This window comes from Pseudomonas sp. MF4836 (genome assembly GCF_002018875.1).
In the GTDB taxonomy this organism is placed as follows: Bacteria; Pseudomonadota; Gammaproteobacteria; order Pseudomonadales; family Pseudomonadaceae; genus Aquipseudomonas.
On sequence record NZ_MVOL01000010.1, the window covers coordinates 238,357 to 260,084 of the forward strand.

The window sequence follows — 21,728 nt, forward strand, 5'->3', positions numbered from 1 at the left end:
ATTTCCCTATCAAGGTTGGGTCGTGACCGGGCCACGCAGGGCCGGCCAGTAGTCGGTGAGGTTGAGGTCGATCAGGGCCTGGCGGGTGTAGCCGGTGGCCAGGGCCGGGCCGATGTCGTAGTTGTCGCGAATCAGTTGGTTGGCCAGGGCATAGACGGTCAGCGCCTGGTAGTGCGCCTTGAGCTGGGCATCGCTTTTGGGCGCCCAGCGTTGTTTCCAGGCCACCGGGTCGTTCTGGTCGTCGCGGCGCAGCACGCTTTCGGCGGTGCCGGCGCGGGACGACAACTGGTAGTAGGCGTCCTGGTTCTGTTCCTGGGATATCCACCAGGCCGCCTTGACCCAGGCCGTGGCCAGCAACTGGGTCAGGTCCGGGTGCTGCTCGATAAAACGGTCGGTGCCCCAGAGGTCGGAGACCAGGCGCCAGTCGTTGTCGCCTTGCTTGGTCGACCAGATGATCTTGCCCACACCTTTGTCTTCCAGGGCATAGGCCTCATTGAGCAGTACCGCGGCATCGACCTTGCCGGCGGCGACGGCTGCGGCGCCGACCTGCGGGTTGAGGTTGGCGATCTTGAAGTCATCGAGCTTCAGGCCCTTGCTGGCCAGAAAATTGCTGAAGGCGAATTCCCAGGGCCGGCCGCGATGCAGGGCCAGGCGCTTGCCCTTGAGGTCCTCGATGGTATTGGCCGTGGAGCTGGCGGGTACCACCAGGTAGATGTTGTTGCCACTGCCGCCGGGCACGATCAATTTGCCGGGCACGCCGCCTGCACCGGCGATCACCGACGGCAGGTCGCCGCGTACCGCGAAGTCGATGCTGTTGTTGCTGAAGCCTTCGTTGATCTGCGGGCCGGCGCCGGCATGGGGCAGGGCGATCCACTCCAGCTTGACCCCACGTTGCTTGAGCTGTTGTTCGAGCCAGCCATCCTCGATGACCCGCCCGGCGATGCCGCCGAATACCGGTTTGCCGCCCTGGGTAAAGGCGACGATGGCGATCTTCACCGACGCCGGAGCCTGCGCCGTTTCGGCCAGGGCCGTGACACTCACCAGCAGCGCGGCCGCGGCGGCCAGGCTGTTGCGCCAGAAACCTTTCATTGCAATCCCCTTAATGGCTGGCCGACGCCAGTGCGTCGGTCATCAAGTTGCCGAACCCGCAGGTTGGCTGTCGCAAGGGAGAGAGCAGATTGCATGCCAGCGCCTGGAAAAAGCCCTGCAGGCCTTGTGCGCCAAGGCTTTGGGCGTGCGACCAGGTGCACGGGCGGTGGCCGCGTTGCTGATCTGTGAACAGTGCGGCTGCTGGCGGGTTGCTGCTCCAGCAGCAATGAGTGTGCGGCTGGCAAGTATATCTCTTTATGGAATATACAAATACGAATTGATAATTTTTTGGTCTAGCTTTCTTCGTGCACTATTGAGCCCGCGCTTTTACTGCCAGGAATGCATCATGTCGCTGATCACCCATCCCCACGCTCGCGAATTGACCAAGTCGGTGCGGGCCACCGTCCTGGTGTTCAAGGACCCGCGCTCCCAGGAATTGCTCAGCCGCATCGAGCGCCTGGCCCCCAGTGAGGCCAATACCCTGATCATTGGCGAGACCGGTACCGGCAAGGAGCTGGTGGCCCGACATATCCATCACCTGAGCCGCCGCGGACGCGAGCCCTTTGTCGCCGTGAACTGCGGCGCGTTCGCCGAGAGCCTGGTGGAGAGTGAGCTGTTCGGCCACGAAAAGGGCGCCTTTACCGGCGCCACCACCCACAAGGCCGGCTGGTTCGAGGCGGCCAATGGCGGCACGCTGTTTCTCGATGAGATCGGCGATTTGCCGCTGAACATGCAGGTCAAGCTGCTGCGGGTGTTGCAGGAGCGGGAAGTGGTGCGCCTGGGGTCACGCACGCCGATCCCGATCAATGTGCGACTGGTGGCGGCGACCAACGTCAACCTGGCGGACGCGGTGGTGGCCGGGCATTTCCGCGAAGACCTGTTCTACCGCCTGCACGTCGCCACCATCCGCCTGCCGCCGCTGCGCGAGCGCCCGGGGGACATTCTGCCCCTGGCGGAGTTTTTCCTCGAGGAGCACTGCCAGCGCCTGGGTTACAACCGCGCCACGCTGACCATCGAGGCTGAGCGCAAGCTGCTGGAGCACAGCTGGCCAGGCAACATCCGTGAATTGGAAAACGCCATTCACCATGCCTTGCTGGTGTGCCGCAACCAACGGGTGGCGCCAGCCGACCTGCACCTGGTGGACATGCGTTCATCCGGCATTCGCCAGGATCAGGCGGCCCAGGCCGTGCACGCCATCGCCGGCCCGGTGGACCTCGAAAGCGCGCTCAATGCCCTGTTCGAGCAGAATATTCCGGACCTCTACGAGCACATCGAAGAAACCATCTTTCGCGCCGCCTACCGCTACTGCCACGGCAACCAACTGCAAACCGGGCGCCTGCTCAACATCAGCCGCAATATCGTGCGTGCGCGCCTGGAGAAAATCGGCGAACTGAGTCGCCCGGCCTCGGGCGAATAACCAACGACCTGCCCGATGCCCGGCCTGGACGCCAGGCCGAGGCAGGGCGGTTTTTTTTTTACCCGCAATGATTGACGGCTGGGGAGGCTTGCTCTAGTTTGTGGAACGTTCATTCCAGTACAGGTGATTACCGTGCGCCCCAAGGAGTTCGACCCCGAGCAGATTGCCGATGCCGCGATGCAGGTGTTCTGGCAGCGCGGTTATGCCGCGACCTCGATCCAGGATCTGGTGGAAGGCACTGGCCTGAGCCGCAGCAGCCTGTACAACGCGTTTGACAGCAAGCACGGGTTGTACACCTGCGCCCTCAAACGCTATCAGGAACGGAGCAACGCCAATATCGCCCTGTTGGCCCAGGACGCACCGGCAAAGGAGCTGGTGCGCCAGTTGCTGCTGCGCATCGTCGACGATGAACTTGACGACACGCAGCGCCTGGGATGCCTGGCGGCCAATGCCGCGCTGGAGGTGGCGGGGCAGGATCCGGTGGTGGCCGAACTTGTAGCGCAGAACTTTCGTCGGGTCGAAGCCGCGCTGGAACGGGTGTTACGCCGAGGGCAGGAACAGGGCGATATCGATCCCGATAAAAACCCTCGGGCCCTGGCCAGTTTTGTGGTCTGTACCGTCCAGGGCCTGCGGGTGTTGGGCAAGGGCAGTGCAGCCGATGAACGTCGTGAGCGGTTGTCGAATGTGCTTGAGATTGTTCTGAAAAGTCTTTGATTATTAAGTAAATAAAACTTTATACGGGATGAAGCCTGGGCTTCGCCGTGAAAAATTTTGCCCTGTTCTGGAATGATAATTCCATAAAATGCATGGCCCTTCGCCGAGGCTCATCGAGCCTGGCGATCGGTCCTTTATCACCCAAAAAAGGAGAGTCTTCGATGCCTACCCCTAACCCCGGGTTGCCGATCTGGCGCCTGCTGGCATTCACCGTAGCCGGCTTTATCACCATCATGACCGAGACCATGCCCGCCGGCCTGCTGCCTCAGATCAGCCAAGGACTGGGTATTTCCCAGGCCATGGCCGGGCAGTTGATCAGCCTGTATGCCCTGGGTTCGGTGGCGGCGGCGATCCCCCTGGTGGCGGCGACTCGCAGCTGGCGCAGAAGGCCGCTGCTGTTGCTGGCGATCGCCGGCTTGCTGCTGTTCAACAGCCTGACCGCACTGTCGACCTATTACCCGCTGACCCTGGCCGCGCGGTTTATTGCCGGGATGGCCGCGGGGCTGATCTGGGGCCTGCTGGCCGGTTATGCCCGGCGCATGGTGCCGGAGTCGTTGCAAGGCCGGGCCCTGGCGGTGGTTGGGGTCGGTCAGCCGCTGGCCCTGTGCCTGGGGGTGCCACTGGGGGCCTGGCTGGGCAGCATGATCGAGTGGCGCAGCATTTTCTGGATCATGTCGGCGCTGGCAGCGCTGCTGTTGCTCTGGGTGCGCGTGGCAGTGCCGGATTATGCCGGCCAGGCGGCGACGCGGCGCCAGCCGGTGGCGCGGATCTTCCTCACCCGGGGCATTCCTTCGGCGCTGTTGGTGATCTTTGTCTGGATGCTCGCCCACAACATTTTGTACACCTACATCGCGCCATTCCTGGCCACGGTGGGGCTGGGCGAGCATCTGGATCGGGTGTTGCTGCTGTTCGGCCTGGCATCGATTGTCGGCATCTGGCTGACCGGCCTGCTGGTCGACCGCTGGCTGCGGGTCCTGACCCTGTGCAGCCTGGCGGGATTTGCCCTGGCCGCGCTGGTACTGGGCATCGGCGCTGGCCAGCCGCTGGTGATCTACCTCGGGGTAGCGGCCTGGGGCCTGACCTTCGGCGGTGCCCCGACCCTGCTGCAAACCGCCGTGGCAGACGCTGCGGGTGACGGCGCGGACGTGGCGCAGTCGATGCTGGTGACCATCTTCAACCTGGCAATCGCCGGTGGTGGCGTGGTCGGTGGCCTGTTGTTGAACAGTGCCGGCGCCCAGGCCTTCCCCTGGACCATGGCCGCCCTGGCTGTGGTCGGCCTGGCCACGGTGTGGGTCGCCAGCAGCCACGCCTTCAAGCCCGGGCAGCGCCTGGCGGGCTGCGGCTGATACCACGCCGAGGCCCGCCGCCGGTTATTGGCTGCCGGCCCCGGCCTTGGTCAGGGCGATGGCGTCGACCAGGCCATCGATGCCCTGCAGCAGCTCGCGGTTGTCGTGGTCCCAGGGGTGAAAGCCCGGTTTGAAGAACTGCAACCAGGGCAGGGCGATATTCGGGAACACGCCGCGCCGGCCATACAAGTACTTGATCACCCGCCACAGGCCGCGCAGATGGCCGCCACGCTTGCGGTCGGCGATCAGCATGCGCAGGTGAAAATCAAACACCACCAGCCAGAACATCAGGGTGGTGAACAGCATGCTCGAGGTGCGGATCAGGTAGCGCTTGGGCCCGGGCTTGAGCACGGTGTTCCAGACGTCGTAGGACACTGCCTTGTGTTCGGTTTCCTCCAGCGCGTGCCACATCCACATCTGCCGGTAGCCTTCGACCGAGTTGCCGAAGCGCGTCGGGTCGCGCAGCAACAGGTCGGCGAGGATCGCCGTGTAATGCTCCAGGGCCACGGTCACCGCCAGGTTGAACGAGGCCGGGAAGTGTTTTTTCTGGAAGTCGAGGATTGCCCGCAGGCGTCGGTCGAGCTTGTGTGCCGGCAGCCCGGCCGCCTGCAACAGGTCGTTGTAGCGCAGGTGCTCGCGGCTGTGCATGGCTTCCTGGCCGATAAAACCCTGGATCTGCTGTTTCAACAGCGGGTCGTGAATCTGCCCGCGGTAATGGCGCACGCTGTCCATGAAAAACAGCTCTCCGGCGGGAAACAGCAATGAAAGCGCATTGAAGAATTGGGTGACGTGGCTGCCTTGTTCATGCCAGTCGCAGGCGCGGTCGGCGGGCAGTTCAGGCTGGATGTCGCGGCGGATGGGCAGCATGGCTGGCGCTCCTCTAGACAGTAAGGGTCGGGCGGCTCACAGGCCGCGTTCGTTATTGGCCTGGTAGACCTGGTGCTTGCGTCGGTGCGCCACCAGGCGCCGGGTGGCGAACACCAGCAACGCCTGATAGGCGCTGGGCAGCAGGCGCACGAACAGGTCGAGAAAACGCGCGTCGCGGCCGATCAGCACCCGGCGCCTGTTCTTGCGCACCCCGTGCAGAATCACCTTGGCCGCCTGCTCGGCAGAGGTGATGAAGAGTTTTTCGAAGTCCTCCCGGGCCTGCTGCTCGCTGTCGATCAGAAAACCTTTGAGGTTGTCGGTGATCCGGCTGGAACGGGCGATATCGGTGCGGATCCCGCCGGGGTAGACGCAGGTGGCGGACACGCCGTTGGCCTGCATGTCTAGCTCCTGGCGCAGGGATTCGGTGAAGCCGCGCACCGCGAACTTGGTGGCGTTGTAGGCGCTCATCCCCGGCTGGGAAAACAACCCGAAGACGCTGGAGGTGTTGACGATGTGGCCTTCGCCGGCCTGCTTGAGGTAGGGCAGAAAGGCCTGGGTGCCATGCACCACGCCCCAGAAATTGACGTCGACGATCCACTCCAGGTCGGCCAGGCTCGACCCTTCCACCGTGCTCGACAGCGCCACCCCGGCGTTGTTGAACACCAGGTGCACCTGCCCATGCTCGGCGGCGCTGTGGGCGGCCCAGGCGAACATCGCCGCACGGTCGCCGACGTCCAGTTCCTGGGCCGTGATGCGCAGCGGCAACAGGGTGGCGGCTCGGGCCAGCTCCACGGTGTGGGCCAGGCCCTGGGCATTTTTATCCGACAGCGCCAGGTGGCAGCCTTCACGAGCCAGGTTGATCGCCAATGCGCGGCCCATACCGGACGCGGCCCCAGTGATGGCGGCGACTTTGCCGTTAAAGTTTTTCATCGGTGGCGGCCTCGTGCAGGTGGGAGTGGCTGGGCGCGTGCTGGGGTGCCGGGTGGGCGTCGTGCCGGGCGCCGGCGTTCAGGTAGTCCTTGAGTTCGAAGCTGGCGGTGGCCTGGCGAAAGCGCCAGGTCGACCCCGGCCACAGCGTGGTGTTGTGGCCGGTGCGCGGGTCCAGGTACCAGCTGCGGCAGCCGCCGGTGGACCAGATCGCGCCCTTGAGTTGCTGCTGCAAGCGCGCGTTGTAGAGGCTCTCGACCCCGGCCTTGACCTCCAGCGTGGCCAGGCTCTGGCTGCGCATCTGCGCCAGGGCCTTGAGGATGTACTCGACCTGGGCCTCGATCATCAGAATCATCGAGTTGTGCCCCAGCCCGGTATTGGGCCCGATGATCATGAACAGATTGGGGAACTGCGGCACGCAGGTGCCGAGGTAGGCGTGGGCGCCATTGGCCCAGCTGTCCATGATGTCGACCCCGCCACGGCCGATCAGCAAGCCGCGGGGCAGGGGCTCGGTGGCCTGGAAACCGGTGCCGAAGATGATGCAGTCGGCCGGGTGTTTGACCCCGTCGGCGGTCACCACGCCATCGGCTTCGACCCGGGCAATGTCCTGGGTCACCACCTGCACGTTGCGGCGTGACAGCGCCGGGTAATAGTCGTTGGAGATCAGGATGCGCTTGCAACCGATGGTGTAGTCGGGCGTCAGGCTGCGGCGCAGGGCCGGGTCGGCAACCTGGCGTCGCAGATGGCGCAGGGCCATGCGCTGCACCAGGCGCATCAGCCTGGGGCGATGGGCGAAGGCAATGACCCGGCTTTCCAGGGCCCAGTAGATGGCCGAACGCACCAGTTTCTGGGTCCACGGCAGGTGCTTGAATGCCCAGCGTTCGGCGGGCGACAGCGTGCGATCAGGCTTGGGCAGGATCCACGGCGGGGTGCGCTGGAACAACGCGAGCTGCGCCACCTGCGGCGCAATCTGCGGCACGAACTGAATGGCGCTGGCCCCGGTGCCGATCACCGCCACACGCTTGCCCTGCAGCGGGTACTGGTGGTCCCAGTGCTGGGAGTGAAAGCGCTGGCCCTGGAATGACTCCAGGCCCGGGATCTGTGGGATGGCCGGGCGCGACAGGCCACCCATGCCCGACACCAGCACCCGCGCACTGACCCGGCGGCCGTTGCTGAAGTGCAGCGCCCAGCGCTGGCGCTGTTCATCGAAGGTGGCGCGCTGCAAACCCATGCCCAGCCGCAGGTGCGGGGTCAGGCCAAAGCGCTGCGCGCAGTCTTCGAGGTAGGCGCGGATTTCCGCCTGGGGCGCGAACTGGCGGCTCCAGTTCGGGTTGGGCGCAAAGGAAAACGAATAGACATGGGACTGCACGTCGCAGGCGCAGCCCGGGTAGTGATTGTCGCGCCAGGTGCCCCCGAGGGCGTCGGCCTGTTCGGCAATAAAGAAGTCGGCAAGGCCTGCCTGCTTGAGTTTGATGGCCATGCACAGCCCGGCGAATCCGGAGCCGATGATCGCGATGTCAACGGTTTCCCAATCCTGGGGCGGCGAGTACGCATTCATGGTGTGTACCTCGATTGTGGTGACGCCTGAGGGTGACTTTCGTCGGTGGATGAAATCTCAGCATTGCATAATTAAAATTTATGTTTTAAAAAATAATTTAAATAATGTACCTGAAAAATTCACCGACGCCAGTGGCCTGTACCCAGCAAGGGATTCATCGCAGCGGCTGCGATGGCCTGAAATCGGACAGCAGGCCCGGGGCAGGGGGATCGCCGTCATCAGGATCAATTCCGGTCCGGGGGCATGGCGCAGGGAAGCCGAGGGGGCGCACGTTATGGAATGGCTTGTGGCTGTTGTGCTGCTGGGGGCGGTGAGTGTCGGGCTGTGGGTGATCAGTTTTCGCATCACCCGCCGAATCGAGACCGCGGTGCCGATCGACGGGCGCTTTCTGGAGGTCGGTGGCGAGCGCCTGCATTACGTGGATGAAGGCAAGGGCCCGGCGCTGCTGATGATCCACGGGCTTTCAGGTTGTGGTCGCAACCTGACCCATTCACTGTCGCCGCGGCTGCGGGAGCAGTTCCGGGTGATCACCATCGATCGCCCGGGCTCGGGCTACTCGACCCGCGGCCGGGGCGCGGCCGCCGATCTGCCGGCCCAGGCCAGCCTGATTGCCAAATTCATTCGCGCCCTGGACCTCGGACAGCCGCTGATCCTCGGCCATTCCCTGGGCGGCGCGGTGGCCCTGGCACTGGCCCAGGACCATCCGCAATCCGTGTCCGGGCTGGTACTGGTGGCGCCCTTGACCCATCCGCAGCGGATGCTGCCCCTGGTGTTTCTGTCATTGGCGGTACGCCCGGGCTTTGTGCGGCGCTGGGTCTCGCTGACCCTGGCCACACCCCTGGCGATGCTCACGCGCCATAGCCTGGTCAAGGCAGTGTTCGCCCCTGATGCGCCACCGGCGGATTTCGCCGAGCGCGGCGGCGGGCTGCTGGGCATGCGCCCGGACAACTTTTATGCCGCCTCCAGCGAGATTGCCCTGGTCAACCGCTCGTTGCCCAACATGCTCAAGCATTACCCGAGCCTCGACCTGCCGGTGGGGCTGGTCTATGGATCCGCCGATCAGGTACTGGATTACCGCAAGCATGGCCAGGCCATGGCAGGCCGGGTGCCGGGAATCATGATCGATATTGTCGAAGGCGCCGGGCACATGTTGCCGATCACGGCGGTGGAGCGCGTTGCAGCCATGGTGCATCGGGTCGCAGCCCAAGCCAGGCCGCAACGGAAGGCGACGCTGCTGCATCCGCCCTTTGCCATGAACCAGGCAGGCTAGGGTGGTTCGGGGTGGTTTACGCCCCGGACGGCCTTGGCGGCACGCTGCACATTCGCAGCGTTGGCAACATTCAAAATGGATCCAAGAAAATAGTTGACGAGCTAATGAACCCGGGCTATTTTTTTAAAAAAATGTTTTGAATGTTTTTTTTGAAAGTGCAATTGAGCGATTAAAATAATGAAAATAACGCCTTTTGACGCATCTTGTATTTCTCGCTGCACCGCTGTCCACGGCGCCTGTGCGTCGATCCTCCGTTCGCCCCGCGCGGCCCTGACCCTGCGGAGGCTGCCATGAATTCCACTGTAGCAGCACCTGGCGTCTGGACTGACAGCAAGCGCCATCTGTGGTGGCTCGGCATCATGCCCCTGGCAACCCCTCTGCTTTCTGGATCCCTGGCGATTGTCAGCGGCGTGCAGGAACTGTGGTGGGTGGGCGTGTTGGTGATCTTCGGCCTGATCCCGCTGATCGACGGCCTGCTCGGCGAAGACGTCAGTAACCCACCGGAGTCGGCCGTCGGCGGCCTGGAAGCACAAAGCTATTACCGCTGGATCGTCTACACCGGGGTGCTGTTGGTGATTTCCTCAGTGGTGATCACCGGCTGGCTGGCGGCGGGGGGCATCGATTGGATCATCGCCGGGGGCCTGTTGCAGGCCACGGCGTCACTGGCACCGGACAGCTTCCTGGCCAGCGCGGCGGGTTACCTCACCGAGCGCGTGCAGGTCCATGGCGCGGTCAGCTGGTTCACCTACCTGGGCATGGCCATGTCCACCGGCGCCGCCACCGGCATCGCCATCAACACGGCCCATGAGCTGGGGCACAAGCCGCGTCTGCTGGAGGTGGTGCTGGCCAAGATCACCCTGGCGCCGACCTTCTACGGCCACTTCTATACCGAACATAACCGGGGGCATCACGTGCGGGTCGCCACCCCCGAAGATCCGGCCAGTTCGCGCCTGGGGGAGAGCTTCTGGTCCTTCCTGCCGCGCTCGGTATGGTTCAGTGCCCGCTCGGCCTGGCACCTGGAACGGGAACGCCTGAGCAAGCAGGGCCTATCGGTGTGGCACTGGAAGAACGGCGTGCTCAGTGCCTGGTGCTACAGCCTGGTGTTGTGGGGCGCGATGATCGCCTGGCTGGGGTGGGCGGTGCTGCCATTCCTGATTATCCAGGGCATCTACGGCTTCTCGCTGTTGGAAGTGGTCAACTATGTCGAGCATTACGGCCTGCAACGCCAGAAGTTGCCCAACGGTCGTTATGAGCGCTGTTCGCCGCGCCACTCCTGGAACAGCAATCGGATTGTCACCAACATCTTTCTGTTCCAACTCCAGCGCCACTCCGATCACCACGCCAACCCGACCCGCAGTTACCAATCCCTGCGCCACTTCGATGAGTCGCCGCAACTGCCCTATGGCTACGCGAGCATGATCGTCTGGGCCTACGTGCCTTACCTGTGGCGCCGGCGCATGGATCATCGGGTGCTCAAGCACTACGGCGGCGATGTGCTGCTGGCCAATATCCAGCCCTCCAAACGCTCGAAAATACTCGCCAGGTACGGCAACAGCAGCACCTTTTAAGTGAATTGAACGGTTGTTACGGACACTCGGGATCAACGTATCGCGCAGGTTTTCATCGCCCCGGATTCGTCGATTTCGAGCGCCCTGAAGTTTGAAGAAAGTGGCTTGCCCTCAACAACAATAAATAAAGGGAAGGACCTCATCATGCTGATCACCGCCAAATTGGCTGCCCCTCTGGTACTGGCCGCGTTCGGCCTGGTTGCCTACAGCCAGGCGCAAGCCGCGCGGATCGAACCCGCCGGCAGCGATTTCACGGCCAAGGGCCCCATCAGTTTCGCTAAAAGCATCATCAACGCCGATTGCACCATTGAAGTCAGCGGCAAGGTCAGCCCCGACGGCGCCTTTGCCAGCGTGGAGAAGGTCGGCTTCAGCGGCGGTTTCAAGTGCGGCCAGGTCGAGGCCACCCATCTGCCCTGGAAGCTGGTGGCCAAGGATGAGACCAGCGGCGCCATGTCCGGGATCCAGGTCACCGTCAATGCGCCCCTGGTGGGCGGCGATTGCGGCCCGACCACCGCCGAAGGCAGCTGGAACAACAGCAGCGGCAAGCTCCAGGCGTCCCAGGTGGCGCTGGACGGCGGCTGCACCATCAAGACCGTGTCGATCCAGATGCCGCCGACCTTTCGCGTCGTGCCCTGAACACTGACCCACAGAATTTGAGATTTGGCTGAAAGGGAAGCTCGGTCGCTGTCGTTGTACTCCGTGTTGTCTCACCCGAGGCCATTAACCCGGCGAAATGAATCGCCATACATGTGAGGAAAAATAACAATGAAAGGCATCAAAACCCTCGTTTCTGCTGCTGCTATCGCTGTTTGCCTGGGCGCTGCATCCATGGCCAGTGCCGCGAGCATCATCATCAAGGATCCAGACGCTCCAACCGGTCCGGTGGACGGTCCATTCTCGACTTCGGCCGGGCAGATCGTGGTCAAGTCGCCATCGTCGCTGCAAGCCCCTGTCACCTGCGGCATCACCTTTACCGGCAACGTGTCGGGCGGGATTGCCACCATCAACGGCGCGAGCCTGACCGGTGGCGGCCTCTGTGCATTGCCTGTGCTGAAAAACATTCCGTCGCCGGGCTGGGTGCTGACTGCCTCGTCGCTGACCAACGGCACCGTGACCAACGTGGGTTACACCATCGCGTCGTTCCCTTCCACCAACTGCGGGCCTAACACCATCGCGGTGACCTGGAATGAGAGCACCAAGACCCTTTCCGGAAGCAATATCGGCCTGACCGGCAACTGCACAATCGTGTCGCTGTCGGCCACTGCGCCGAAGTTGAGTGTCACCAACCCGTAAGCATTCGATTGATCAATGTTGCAAGGCAAACGCCCGTAACCGGGCGTTTGTCCAGGTCGGATAAGCAGTGCTCAAGAATAATAAGGAGTGGGGCATGAATAATAAGAAACAACAGGCACAGGCGCTTTTGGGGCTGGCCTTGGTAGCGGGTTGCATGGCAGTCGGCAGTCAGGCTCAGGCCGGCGGCTTTTCTACCCCCACTTACGGTGCACCGGGATGGGGTCGCGCCTTCGGCGGCGGCTCCCTGTTCAAGAATGACCCCAGTGCCGCCTTCAACAACCCGGCGGCCATGGCGTTCATCGACCACAACGTGGCGCAGATGACGGTGGACTACGCGCGGATCAATCTCAAATACAAAGGCGATGCCTACGACTATCTAGGCAACCCGGCATCCACTGCGCCGGTAGACGACTTTGGCAACTCGACGCCTCTCTCGGGTGACGGCGGCGAGGGCGGGTTTACGGCCTGGCTGCCGACGGGCTTCCTGGTGATGCCAATCAACGATCGCTTTGCGTTCGGTCTCAGCCAGGTTGTGCCGCTGGGTATGCGCAGCACCTGGGATGAAGGCTGGAAGGGCCGCGACTTCGCGGTCGACACCAAAATCGAGACGGTGGGTTTGACCGGGTCCTTGTCATTCAAGGTCAACGATCAGTTCTCCCTCGGCCTGGGCGCCATCGTCCAGCACAGCAAGGGCTTCGTCAGCCAGAACCTCAACGTCTCTGGCGCGGCGGGGATGTCGATTCTGCCCGGGGCACCTTCCGGCGTGGGCGCCAACCTGATGCGAGTCAAGGTGGACAACACCTCGGTTGGCTGGTTTACCGGCGTTACCTGGAAGCCCACCGAGCAAGACACCCTCGGCCTGAATTACCACGCCAAGATCAAGAACAAGATGGAGGGTAAGTACAACATCCGAGCCGATGCGATCGGCCGCAGCTTCATGACCGATACCGACAACAACGGCAACACGCTGATCGAGCTGGCCTATCCGGGGCTCAAGTTGTATCCGGACGGTGCCAATGCCGAAACCCAGCTGGATGTACCGGCTACCGCCGGCCTGGACTGGGTGCACGTGTTCAACGATCGCCTGACCCTGGGCGCCAGTGCGACCTGGACCCAGTGGTCGTCGTTCAAGGACCTGACGCTCAAGTCCAACGGCGCCACCATCATCGCGATCCCCTACAACTACAAAGACAGCATGATGTACTCCCTGGGGGGCGACTACCGGTTCACCGACCAACTGACCTTGCGTGCCGGTGTGGCATTCGATGAGACCCCGACCCGCAATTCTACCCGCGACCCACGTATTCCCGACAACGATCGCTGGTTCACGTCCCTGGGGTTTGGTTATGACATCAAGGCGATTCCGGGGCTGGTGATCGATGGCGCGTACTCGCGGCAATTCGTCAAGGAAGCCCGGATCAAAACCGTGAATCAGGACCGCCTTGGCGGCTCGCGGCTCGACGGCAAGGTGGACGCGAAGGGTGAAGTGGTCAGCGTGTCTGCCACCTACAACTTCTGATCGCCACTCTCTGATCCACCCCGGTGCATGGGCATGCGGCGGTACAGGGTTGCCTGTATTGCCGTAGCCTGAAAAGGCACTGGCGACCCATTTCTGATCAACTCTTTGCAAGCCCGAGGCTGACGTTGTTCGGCCGTTATCATTTCGCCAAAACACTAAATAAATATTTAAAAATAAAATTTGAAACGTCTATCTATCCTTTGTAGGGTGATCTTCGAGAAGCCGGCACAACGCCCAGGTTTCCACGGGTTGTCTGCACGAACCAAGAGAGGTATTCCATGATTGTCTGGTTATTGGTGGGACTCGCTGCGGCGCTCACACTGGCCTATCGGCAGGCGGCTGCGGCCATGTGGCTGGGTGCTGGCCTGGTCTGGCTGGCGGCCGGTTATCTGTTTGACCTGGCGGCTTCGCTGGGCCTGATCCTGGGGGCGCTGCTGGTGGTCGTGCCGGCGGCGATCCTCAGCCTCAAACCCCTGCGCCGCACCCTGCTGACGCGCAAGGCCCTGGGCCTGTTCCGGCAGATCATGCCGGCGATGTCCGAGACCGAGCGTGCGGCCATCGAGTCCGGCAGTGTCTGGTGGGATGCCGAGCTGTTCAGCGGTACGCCGCGCTGGGAGCGCCTGCTGCAGGCCGCACCGGCGGCGCTGAGTGTCGAGGAGCAGGCGTTCCTCGACACCGAAGTGGAGAAGCTGTGCGACATCGCCAACGACTGGGAGACCACCCAGATCTGGCAGGACCTGTCGCCCCAGGCCTGGCAATACACCAAGGACGCCGGCTTCCTGGGGATGATCATTCCCAAGCAATACGGCGGCAAGGGCTTCTCCCATTACGCCCATTCCCAGGTGGTGATGAAGCTTTCGACCCGTTGCTCGGCGGCGGCGATCTCGGTGATGGTGCCCAACTCCCTGGGCCCCGCCGAATTGCTGCTGCACTACGGCACCGAAGCCCAGCGCCAGCACTACCTGCCGCGCCTGGCCCGGGGCGAAGACATCCCGTGCTTTGCCCTGACCAGCCCCTACGCCGGTTCCGATGCCGGGGCGATTCCCGATCTGGGGATCGTCTGCAAGGGCCTGCATGAAGGCCAGGAAGTCCTGGGTTTCAGCGTCACCTGGGACAAGCGCTACATCACCCTGGGACCGATTGCCACGGTGCTGGGCCTGGCCTTCCGCGCCGAAGACCCGGACGGCCTGCTGGGCAAGAAGGGCAGCCTGGGCATTACCTGCGCGCTGATCCCTACCAGTCACCCCGGGGTGCAGAGCGGGCGTCGGCACTGGCCGTTGAACGCGGTGTTCCAGAACGGCCCGACCCAGGGCAAGGATGTGTTTATCCCCCTGGAATGGGTGATCGGCGGCGCCGACCAGGTCGGCAACGGCTGGCGCATGTTGATGGAGTGCCTGGCGGCCGGGCGGGCGATTTCCCTGCCATCGGCCAACGTCGGCCTGGGCAAGGTCGCGGTGCGCGGCACCACCGCCTATGCGGCGATGCGCAAGCAGTTCGGCCTGCCCATCGGCAAGTTCGAAGGGGTGCAGGCGCCGCTGGCACGCATGGCCGGGCATCTGTATGCCTGCGATGCGGTGCGCAAGGTCTCGGTGGCGTCCCTGGATGCCGGGGAAAAACCCTCGGTGATCTCGGCCATCGCCAAGTACCACGTCACTGAGCGCGCACGAATCATCGTCAACGACGGTATGGACATCGTCGCCGGCAAGGGCATTTGCATGGGGCCCAATAACTTCCTGGCCCGCGCCTACCAGCAGAGCCCGATTGCGATCACCGTGGAAGGCGCGAACATCATGACCCGCTGCTTGATCATCTATGGCCAGGGCCTGATCCGTTGCCATCCCTATGTGTTCCGTGAAATGGAAGCTGCCCGGGATCCCGGTCGCCAAGGGCTGGAAGCCTTCGACAGCGCGATGTTCGGCCACATCAGCTTCTTTATCGCCAACAGCGTGCGCGCCGGTGTGCACGGCTTGACCGGCGGGCGCCTGCTCAAGGCACCGGGCAATACCGACAAGGCCCTGGCCCCTTACTACCGGCAGATCAATCGGCTGTCGGTGGTGCTGGCCCTGGCCTCGGATATTTCCATGGGCGTGCTGGGTGGCGCCCTCAAGCGCAAGGAAAGCATCACCGGCCGCCTGGGGGACATTCTTTCCCAGTTGTACATCTTGTCCTGCGTCTTGAAGCGCTTCGAGGACGATGGCCGGCCCCAGGCCGACCTGCCGCTGGTGCATTGGGCGGCCCAGGATGCCTTGCTCCGGGCCCATGAAGCCCTGGCCGAGGTGCTCGACAATTACCCGTCCAAGGCTGCGGCCCGGGTGATTAGGGGCTTGAGCTTTCCGTTGGGGATTCCCCAGCGCAAACCGTCTGACCGGCTGCTGGCCCAGGTTGCCGAGCTGGTGCAGATCCCGGGGGCAACCCGCGACCGCCTGCTGGCCGACTCCTACATTCCCCAGGCCGATATCGACAAGCTGGCCTACGGCGAACTGGCGTTCCGCTTGCAACCCCAAGTCGACCTGATCGAGGCCCGGCTCAAGCCGCTGATCAAGCAGGGCAGCCTGGCGCCGCTGCCGATCTCCCGTGAGGCGTTTGTCATCTGGCGTGCCAAGGCCCTGGAGGCGCAACTGATCAGCAGCGACGAGGACGAACTGCTCGGGCGCTATGTCGAGTACGGCGACCATGCGATCCAGGTCGATGACTTCCCGCAGGACTTCGGTCTGCTCGAAGCCTTGCAGCAGCGCCAGGCGCACTTCGACCAGGCCGGCAAGGCCACGTCCCGGCGTCGGGTGGCCAGCAGTGAAGATTCGGCGGTGTCGAGCGACGCGCTCTCTTGAGGTTTTTCGGCTTTTTAACGGGGTTTCTCCATGTCTGACGGTTATCTTTCGTTCGTCAATTCCCCTTGGGGGCGCCGGCTCGCGCAAACCGCGGGCCTGCCGCAACCCTTGGCCCTGCAACGCCAGCGCGAGGGGCAGGGCGGCAATCTGGTCAACCCGGTGATTCTCGCTAGCGGGTCCGAGGGCCGGTTGCTGGGCGAGCTGCAACGGATCTTCGCCGCCACCGATACCGTGGCGGCCCAGGCGGCGAGCATCAAGGCGCCGTCCACGGTCAAGGTCCAGGGCGCGGTATTCGATGCCAGCGGCCTGCGCGATATCGCCCAGCTGGATGAGCTGTATCGCTTCTTCCATGCCAATGTGCGGCGCCTTGGCGCCCATGGCCGGGTGCTGGTGCTGGGCACGCCGCCCGAGCAGTGCAAGGAACTGGCGCAGGCCGTGGTGCAACGGGCCTTGGAAGGTTTTGTGCGTTCCCTGGGCAAGGAGCTGCGCCGGGCGATTACTGTGCAGTTGCTGTATGTGGAACCGGGGGCTGAGGCCGAGCTGGACAGCAGCCTGCGGTTCTTTTTGTCGCGACGTTCGGCCTACGTTTCGGGGCAGGTGGTGCGGATCGCCGAACCGGTGGACGTGCCCAAGCCCATCGCCTGGGACCAGCCCCTGGCCGGACGCCGGGCGCTGGTGACCGGAGCCAGTCGCGGCATTGGCCTGGCCATCGCCCAGGTGCTGGCAGGCGAGGGCGCGCACGTGGTGTGCCTGGATATCCCGCAGAACGCAGCAGCCTTGCAGCAGGCGGCAACCGCGGTGGAGGGCAGCGCGCTGGCCCTGGACATCACCGCCGCCGAGGCCGGCAGCCAGTTGCTGGGGTTTGTCGGTGAGCATGGGGCGTTCGACATCGTGGTGCACAACGCCGGCATCACCCAGGACAAGACCCTGGCCAAGATGACCGAGGCGGCCTGGCGCCAGGTGCTGGCGGTCAATCTGGAGGCGCCGCTGCTGCTGAGCCAGGCGCTGCTGGAGGGCCAGGGCCTGAACCCGGGGGGGCGGATTGTCTGTGTGTCGTCGATCTCCGGGATCGCCGGCAACCTCGGGCAGACCAACTACGCCACGTCCAAGGCCGGGGTGATTGGCCTGGTGCAAAGCCTGGCGCCTTTGGCGGCGCGGCAGCAGGTCACGGTCAATGGCGTGGCGCCGGGGTTTATCGAGACCCAGATGACCGCCAAGATCCCGTTGCTGATCCGCGAGGCCGGGCGCCGCATGAACTCACTGTCCCAGGGTGGGCAAGCGGTGGATGTGGCACAGACCATCGCCTGGCTGGCCCATCCGGCCTCGGGCGGGATCAATGGGCAGGTGGTCCGTGTCTGCGGCCAAAGCCTGCTGGGAGCCTGAGCCATGACTGTCGACTCTGCCATTCGTATCATCGAGCCGCTGCCGTCCCGGGGCCAATTGCTCTACGACGGTCTGCGCAGCCTGCGCAAACCCAAGCCGGACGCTGCGCCGCCGTTGCCCGCCGAGCGCCTGGTACGCCCGGCGGTGGAGCTGCAGGCCGCAGAGGTGGCGCGCTACGCCCAGGCCTGCGGCTTTCGTCGCGAGCATGGGGTGCCGCTGTCGTTTCCCCACACCCTGGCCTTTCCCCTGCACCTGTTGCTGCTGACCCGCCCGAGCTTTGCCTACCCGGCCAGCGGCATGGTGCACCTGGCCAATCGCATTCGGCAGTACCAGCCCCTGGAAGAAGGCCAGGCCCTGCGCCTGGAAGTCTTCGCCGAACGCTGGCTGGCGCACCCCAAGGGCCAGGCACTGTCCATCGCCACCCGTGGCTACAGCAACGGCAGCCTGGTCTGGGAGGGCGACAGCCTGTACCTGCGCCGCGGGGTGGTGGCGCCGGTGGGCGAGCCCTGGCAAGGCGCCCTGGCACTGGCGCCGGAAGCATTGCGCCGCACTCAGCGCTGGACATTGCCGGCGGACCTGGGGCGGCGCTTCGCCAAGGTCAGCGGTGACTTCAACCCGATCCACACCTCCTGGCTGGGGGCACGCCTGTTCGGTTTTCGGCGGCCCATCGCCCATGGCATGTGGACCCTGGGTCGGGCCCTGGCAGCGCAGCAACCGCCCCAGGCACTGGAGGCGGCACAGCTGGAGTGCGAGTTCAAGCTGCCGATTTTCCTGCCGGCGGCGGTGACCTTGTGGAACGCGCCGCCAAGCGGATCGCGGCATGAGTTTGAAGTGCGCAACCAGGCGGGCGACAAGCCGCACATGCGCGGGCTGTTTATTTGGGGAGCGGGGCAATGAGTGAATACAGTTTCAACCCGGCGCCGGTGCGTCGGGTGGCGATCCTGGGAGGCAATCGGATTCCATTCGCCCGTTCGAACACGGTGTACGCCGACGACAGCAACCAGGACCTGCTGGTAGCAGCCCTGCAGGGCCTGGTGGATCGCTACGGCCTGCAAGGGCAGCGCCTGGGGGAGTTCGCCGCGGGGGCGGTGATCAAGCATTCCCGGGACTTCAACCTGGCGCGCGAGACCCTGCTGTCCACCACTCTGTCCGCGCAAACCCCGGCCTACGACGTGCAGCAGGCCTGTGGCACCGGGCTGGAGGCGGCGTTGCTGGTGGCCAACAAGATCGCCCTGGGGCAGATCGAAGTCGGGGTCGCCGGCGGTGCCGATACCACCTCCGATGCGCCGATCGGGATCAATGAATCCATGCGCCGCACGCTGCTCCAGGCCAATCGGGCCAAGGGCGCTGGCAACAAGCTGCGGACCCTGCTCAAGGTGCGGCCGGCGATGTTTTTCAAACCCCTGCTGCCGCGCAATGGCGAACCGCGCACCGGGCTGTCCATGGGCGAGCACTGCGAAGAAATGGCCAAGCGCTGGCAGATCAAGCGCCTGGCCCAGGACGAACTGACCCTGAACAGCCATCGGCAGCTGGAGGCGGCCTATCAGCGTGGTTTCTTCAATGACCTGATCACCCCCTACCGTGGCCTGGCCCGGGACAATAACCTGCGGGCCGATGCCAGCCTGGAAAAGCTTGCCGGCCTGAGCCCGGCCTACGACCGCCAGAACGGCACCCTGACCGCCGGCAATTCGACGCCCCTGACCGATGGCGCCTCGGTGGTGCTGCTGGCCAGTGAAGCGTGGGCGGCGGCGCACAACCTGCCGGTGCTGGCCTACCTGCGCACCGGGGAGACGGCGGCGGTGAACTTTGTCGACGGCTCCGAGGGCTTGCTGATGGCCCCGGCCTATGCCGTGCCGCGCATGCTGGCCCGGGAAGGCCTGAGCCTGCAGGACTTTGATTTCTACGAGATTCACGAAGCCTTCGCGGCCCAGGTGCTGTGCACCCTCAAGGCCTGGGAAGACCCCGACTATTGCCGTGACCAGCTCGGGCTGGAGGCGCCCCTGGGCAGCATCGAGCGCAGCAAGCTCAACGTCAACGGCGGCTCCCTGGGTTGCGGTCATCCGTTTGCCGCCACCGGTGGGCGACAACTGGCGACCCTGGCCAAGGCCATCGCCGAGCGCGGTGGCGGCCGAGGCCTGATATCCATCTGTGCAGCAGGCGGGCTGGGTGTTACCGCCATCGTCGAAAAATAACAACAAGGAGACTGCCATGAGTGTCGTAAGCCTGCACCCCGCTGAACGCATCTGGTTGAACGCTTATCTGCCGGGCGTGCCGACCGATATCGAAGCCGAGATCGACCGCTACCCATCGCTGCGGGAAGTGTTCCTGGAGCATGTGGAGAAATACCGCCAGCGCGTGGCTTACGTCAGCATCGGCACCGAGATGGGCTATGACCAGTGGGAGAAACGGGTCTTTGCCTTCGCCGCCTGGCTGCAATCGAAGGGGGTGAAGAAGGGCGACCGGGTGGCGCTGATGATGCCCAACTGCCTGCAATACCCGATCTGCCTGTTCGGCACCCTGTTGGTCGGGGCGGTGGTGGTCAACGTCAACCCGCTGTACACCGCCCATGAACTCCGGCACCTGCTCAAAGACAGCGGCGCCGAGACCGTGGTCATCTTTGAAAACTTCGCCCACACCCTGGAGCAGGCGCTGCCCGGCAGCCGCCTGAAAAACATCGTGGTTGCCGCCATTGGCGACCTGCTGGGCACCTTCAAGGGCGCGGCGCTGAACTTTGCCCTGCGCCACGTGCAAAAACAGGTGCCGCGCTTCAACCTGCCGGGGTCGATCCGCTTCCCGCAGCTGATGAAACTGGCCAGCGTGCTCAGCCATCAACCGGTTGCGCTCAAGCACGACGACATCGCCTTTTTGCAGTACACCGGCGGCACCACCGGCGATGCCAAGGGCGCGATGCTGACCCATCGCAATATCCTGGCCAACCTGATGCAGGCCAAGGCCTGGGTCGGCAATCAGTTGGACGAGAACCAGCAGGAAACCAACGTCACCCTGTTGCCGCTGTACCACGTGCTGTCGCTGACGGTGAACTGCCTGATGTTCATGTGCCTGGGCGGGCGCAATATCCTGATCGCCAACCCCCGGGACGTGAAGCGGGTGCAGATGATCCTGCGCAAAGAGAAGTTCAGCGGCATTGTCGGGGTCAACACCCTGTTCAACGGTCTGCTGGAAAACGAGGAGTTTCGCGGCCGGGATTTTTCCGGGCTGAAACTGGCAATCGCCGGCGGCATGGCGACCCATACGGCGGTGGCCCGGCGCTGGAAAGAGGTGACCGGGGTGCCGATCATCGAAGGTTACGGCCTGACCGAGTGTTCGCCGGTGGTGAGCATCAGCCCGATCGACATTGCGCGCATGCGCGAGGGGGATTTCACCGGCACCATCGGCGTACCGCTGCCGTCGACCTGGGTGCGGTTCGTGCGTGAAGACGGTGAACTGGCGGACCTTGGCGAGGAGGGCGAATTGCAGGTGCGCGGGCCCCAGGTGATGAAGGGCTACTGGCAGCGCCCGGATGAAACCGCCAAAGTCCTGGACCGCCATGGCTGGCTGTCCACCGGTGACATCGGGGTGATGAACGAGCAGGGGTTCATCCGCCTGGTGGACCGCAAGAAAGACATGATTCTGGTCTCGGGTTTCAACGTCTACCCCAACGAGATCGAAGACGTGGTGGCCCTGCACCCGGGAGTGGCCGAAGTGGCGGCGATCGGCGTCGAGGACGGGGTAAGCGGCGAGAAGGTGAAGATCTTCGTGGTGCGCAAAGACCCCAACCTGACCCAGGAACAGCTGCTGGCCCACTGCCGCGAATACCTCACGGGCTACAAGGTGCCGCGTTTCGTCGAGTTCCGCACCGAAGAGTTGCCCAAGACCACGGTGGGCAAGGTGCTGCGTAGAGCCCTGCGCTAGGGGGGGGCGCTGTTGCAGGCTCGGGCCGCGTTCGGAC

General features: G+C 64.0%; 17 protein-coding genes. 13 read left to right on the forward strand and 4 right to left on the reverse strand.

The genetic code is table 11. The annotated features are described in order from the left end of the window. Positions 1-9 precede the first annotated feature (9 nt). Positions 10-1,089, reverse strand: coding sequence for an ABC transporter substrate-binding protein (locus MF4836_RS23220; RefSeq protein WP_078472242.1), 1,080 nt, complete (start codon positions 1,087-1,089; stop codon positions 10-12). A gap of 346 nt (positions 1,090-1,435) precedes the next feature. On the opposite strand from MF4836_RS23220, the gene MF4836_RS23225 reads away from it, so the two are divergent. From MF4836_RS23225 to MF4836_RS23235, 3 genes are all read left to right on the forward strand, one after another. Further along, on the forward strand, positions 1,436-2,506 hold the full coding sequence (locus tag MF4836_RS23225; protein ID WP_078472243.1) for a sigma-54 interaction domain-containing protein: 1,071 nt from the start codon (positions 1,436-1,438) through the stop codon (positions 2,504-2,506). 132 nt (positions 2,507-2,638) lie between these two features. After that, entirely contained in the window at positions 2,639-3,220 is a 582-nt protein-coding gene (locus MF4836_RS23230) for a TetR/AcrR family transcriptional regulator (protein ID WP_078472287.1), read from the forward strand. 161 nt (positions 3,221-3,381) lie between these two features. After that, on the forward strand, positions 3,382-4,566 hold the full coding sequence (locus MF4836_RS23235; protein ID WP_078472244.1) for an MFS transporter: 1,185 nt from the start codon (positions 3,382-3,384) through the stop codon (positions 4,564-4,566). Between the two features lie 24 nt (positions 4,567-4,590). Here the strand turns inward: MF4836_RS23235 and MF4836_RS23240 are convergent, their stop codons facing one another. From MF4836_RS23240 to MF4836_RS23250, 3 genes are read right to left on the reverse strand one after another with little or no spacing between them, the layout of a single operon-like run. Further along, positions 4,591-5,433, reverse strand: a complete 843-nt coding sequence (locus MF4836_RS23240; protein WP_078472245.1) for a metal-dependent hydrolase — start codon at positions 5,431-5,433, stop codon at positions 4,591-4,593. A 36-nt stretch (positions 5,434-5,469) separates the two neighbouring features. After that, entirely contained in the window at positions 5,470-6,363 is an 894-nt protein-coding gene (locus MF4836_RS23245) for an SDR family NAD(P)-dependent oxidoreductase (RefSeq protein ID WP_078472246.1), read from the reverse strand. After that, on the reverse strand, positions 6,350-7,918 hold the full coding sequence (locus tag MF4836_RS23250) for a flavin-containing monooxygenase (protein ID WP_078472247.1): 1,569 nt from the start codon (positions 7,916-7,918) through the stop codon (positions 6,350-6,352). The genes MF4836_RS23245 and MF4836_RS23250 overlap by 14 nt, the downstream gene beginning before the upstream one ends. A 274-nt stretch (positions 7,919-8,192) precedes the next feature. On the opposite strand from MF4836_RS23250, the gene MF4836_RS23255 reads away from it, so the two are divergent. From MF4836_RS23255 to MF4836_RS23300, 10 genes are all read left to right on the forward strand, one after another. Then, the gene (locus tag MF4836_RS23255; protein WP_078472248.1) at positions 8,193-9,188 is read left to right on the forward strand and encodes an alpha/beta fold hydrolase; all 996 of its coding nucleotides are present in this window, start codon (positions 8,193-8,195) and stop codon (positions 9,186-9,188) included. 290 nt (positions 9,189-9,478) lie between these two features. Then, positions 9,479-10,756, forward strand: coding sequence for an alkane 1-monooxygenase (locus tag MF4836_RS23260; RefSeq protein ID WP_078472249.1), 1,278 nt, complete (start codon positions 9,479-9,481; stop codon positions 10,754-10,756). A 144-nt stretch (positions 10,757-10,900) separates the two neighbouring features. Next, positions 10,901-11,392, forward strand: coding sequence for an alkane oxidation protein activator PraA (praA, locus tag MF4836_RS23265; protein ID WP_078472250.1), 492 nt, complete (start codon positions 10,901-10,903; stop codon positions 11,390-11,392). A 129-nt stretch (positions 11,393-11,521) separates the two neighbouring features. Continuing rightward, positions 11,522-12,049: an alkane oxidation protein activator PraB gene (gene praB, locus MF4836_RS23270; protein ID WP_020298029.1), complete on the forward strand. Its 528-nt coding sequence runs from the start codon at positions 11,522-11,524 to the stop codon at positions 12,047-12,049. Between the two features lie 94 nt (positions 12,050-12,143). Next, positions 12,144-13,568 carry an outer membrane protein transport protein gene (locus MF4836_RS23275; protein ID WP_078472251.1) on the forward strand — a complete coding sequence of 475 codons (1,425 nt, stop codon included), beginning with the start codon at positions 12,144-12,146 and terminating at the stop codon, positions 13,566-13,568. Between the two features lie 278 nt (positions 13,569-13,846). Next, entirely contained in the window at positions 13,847-16,396 is a 2,550-nt protein-coding gene (locus MF4836_RS23280; protein WP_078472252.1) for an acyl-CoA dehydrogenase, read from the forward strand. A 30-nt stretch (positions 16,397-16,426) separates the two neighbouring features. Next, a complete protein-coding gene (locus MF4836_RS23285; protein WP_078472253.1) occupies positions 16,427-17,779 on the forward strand; it encodes a 3-oxoacyl-ACP reductase in 1,353 nt (450 codons plus the stop codon). Between the two features lie 3 nt (positions 17,780-17,782). Beyond that, positions 17,783-18,676, forward strand: a complete 894-nt coding sequence (locus tag MF4836_RS23290) for a MaoC family dehydratase (protein ID WP_078472254.1) — start codon at positions 17,783-17,785, stop codon at positions 18,674-18,676. Further along, a complete protein-coding gene (locus MF4836_RS23295) occupies positions 18,673-19,971 on the forward strand; it encodes an acetyl-CoA C-acetyltransferase (RefSeq protein WP_078472255.1) in 1,299 nt (432 codons plus the stop codon). Before MF4836_RS23290 ends, MF4836_RS23295 begins: the two co-directional genes overlap by 4 nt. A gap of 16 nt (positions 19,972-19,987) precedes the next feature. Continuing rightward, complete coding sequence (locus MF4836_RS23300) at positions 19,988-21,691, forward strand: AMP-binding protein (protein WP_078472256.1); 1,704 nt, start codon at positions 19,988-19,990, stop codon at positions 21,689-21,691. The last annotated feature ends 37 nt before the right edge of the window (positions 21,692-21,728 follow it).

What these genes read in the sequence shown, in the direction of transcription:
- MF4836_RS23220 (WP_078472242.1), bottom strand. Translation starts at nt 1,089, where the DNA reads ATGAAAGGTTTCTGGCGCAACAGCCTGGCCGCCGCGGCCGCGCTGCTG.
- MF4836_RS23225 (WP_078472243.1), top strand. Translation starts at nt 1,436, where the DNA reads ATGTCGCTGATCACCCATCCCCACGCTCGCGAATTGACCAAGTCGGTG.
- MF4836_RS23235 (WP_078472244.1), top strand. Translation starts at nt 3,382, where the DNA reads ATGCCTACCCCTAACCCCGGGTTGCCGATCTGGCGCCTGCTGGCATTC.
- MF4836_RS23240 (WP_078472245.1), bottom strand. Translation starts at nt 5,433, where the DNA reads ATGCTGCCCATCCGCCGCGACATCCAGCCTGAACTGCCCGCCGACCGC.
- MF4836_RS23245 (WP_078472246.1), bottom strand. Translation starts at nt 6,363, where the DNA reads ATGAAAAACTTTAACGGCAAAGTCGCCGCCATCACTGGGGCCGCGTCC.
- MF4836_RS23250 (WP_078472247.1), bottom strand. Translation starts at nt 7,918, where the DNA reads ATGAATGCGTACTCGCCGCCCCAGGATTGGGAAACCGTTGACATCGCG.
- MF4836_RS23255 (WP_078472248.1), top strand. Translation starts at nt 8,193, where the DNA reads ATGGAATGGCTTGTGGCTGTTGTGCTGCTGGGGGCGGTGAGTGTCGGG.
- MF4836_RS23260 (WP_078472249.1), top strand. Translation starts at nt 9,479, where the DNA reads ATGAATTCCACTGTAGCAGCACCTGGCGTCTGGACTGACAGCAAGCGC.
- praA (WP_078472250.1), top strand. Translation starts at nt 10,901, where the DNA reads ATGCTGATCACCGCCAAATTGGCTGCCCCTCTGGTACTGGCCGCGTTC.
- praB (WP_020298029.1), top strand. Translation starts at nt 11,522, where the DNA reads ATGAAAGGCATCAAAACCCTCGTTTCTGCTGCTGCTATCGCTGTTTGC.
- MF4836_RS23275 (WP_078472251.1), top strand. Translation starts at nt 12,144, where the DNA reads ATGAATAATAAGAAACAACAGGCACAGGCGCTTTTGGGGCTGGCCTTG.
- MF4836_RS23280 (WP_078472252.1), top strand. Translation starts at nt 13,847, where the DNA reads ATGATTGTCTGGTTATTGGTGGGACTCGCTGCGGCGCTCACACTGGCC.
- MF4836_RS23285 (WP_078472253.1), top strand. Translation starts at nt 16,427, where the DNA reads ATGTCTGACGGTTATCTTTCGTTCGTCAATTCCCCTTGGGGGCGCCGG.
- MF4836_RS23290 (WP_078472254.1), top strand. Translation starts at nt 17,783, where the DNA reads ATGACTGTCGACTCTGCCATTCGTATCATCGAGCCGCTGCCGTCCCGG.
- MF4836_RS23295 (WP_078472255.1), top strand. Translation starts at nt 18,673, where the DNA reads ATGAGTGAATACAGTTTCAACCCGGCGCCGGTGCGTCGGGTGGCGATC.
- MF4836_RS23300 (WP_078472256.1), top strand. Translation starts at nt 19,988, where the DNA reads ATGAGTGTCGTAAGCCTGCACCCCGCTGAACGCATCTGGTTGAACGCT.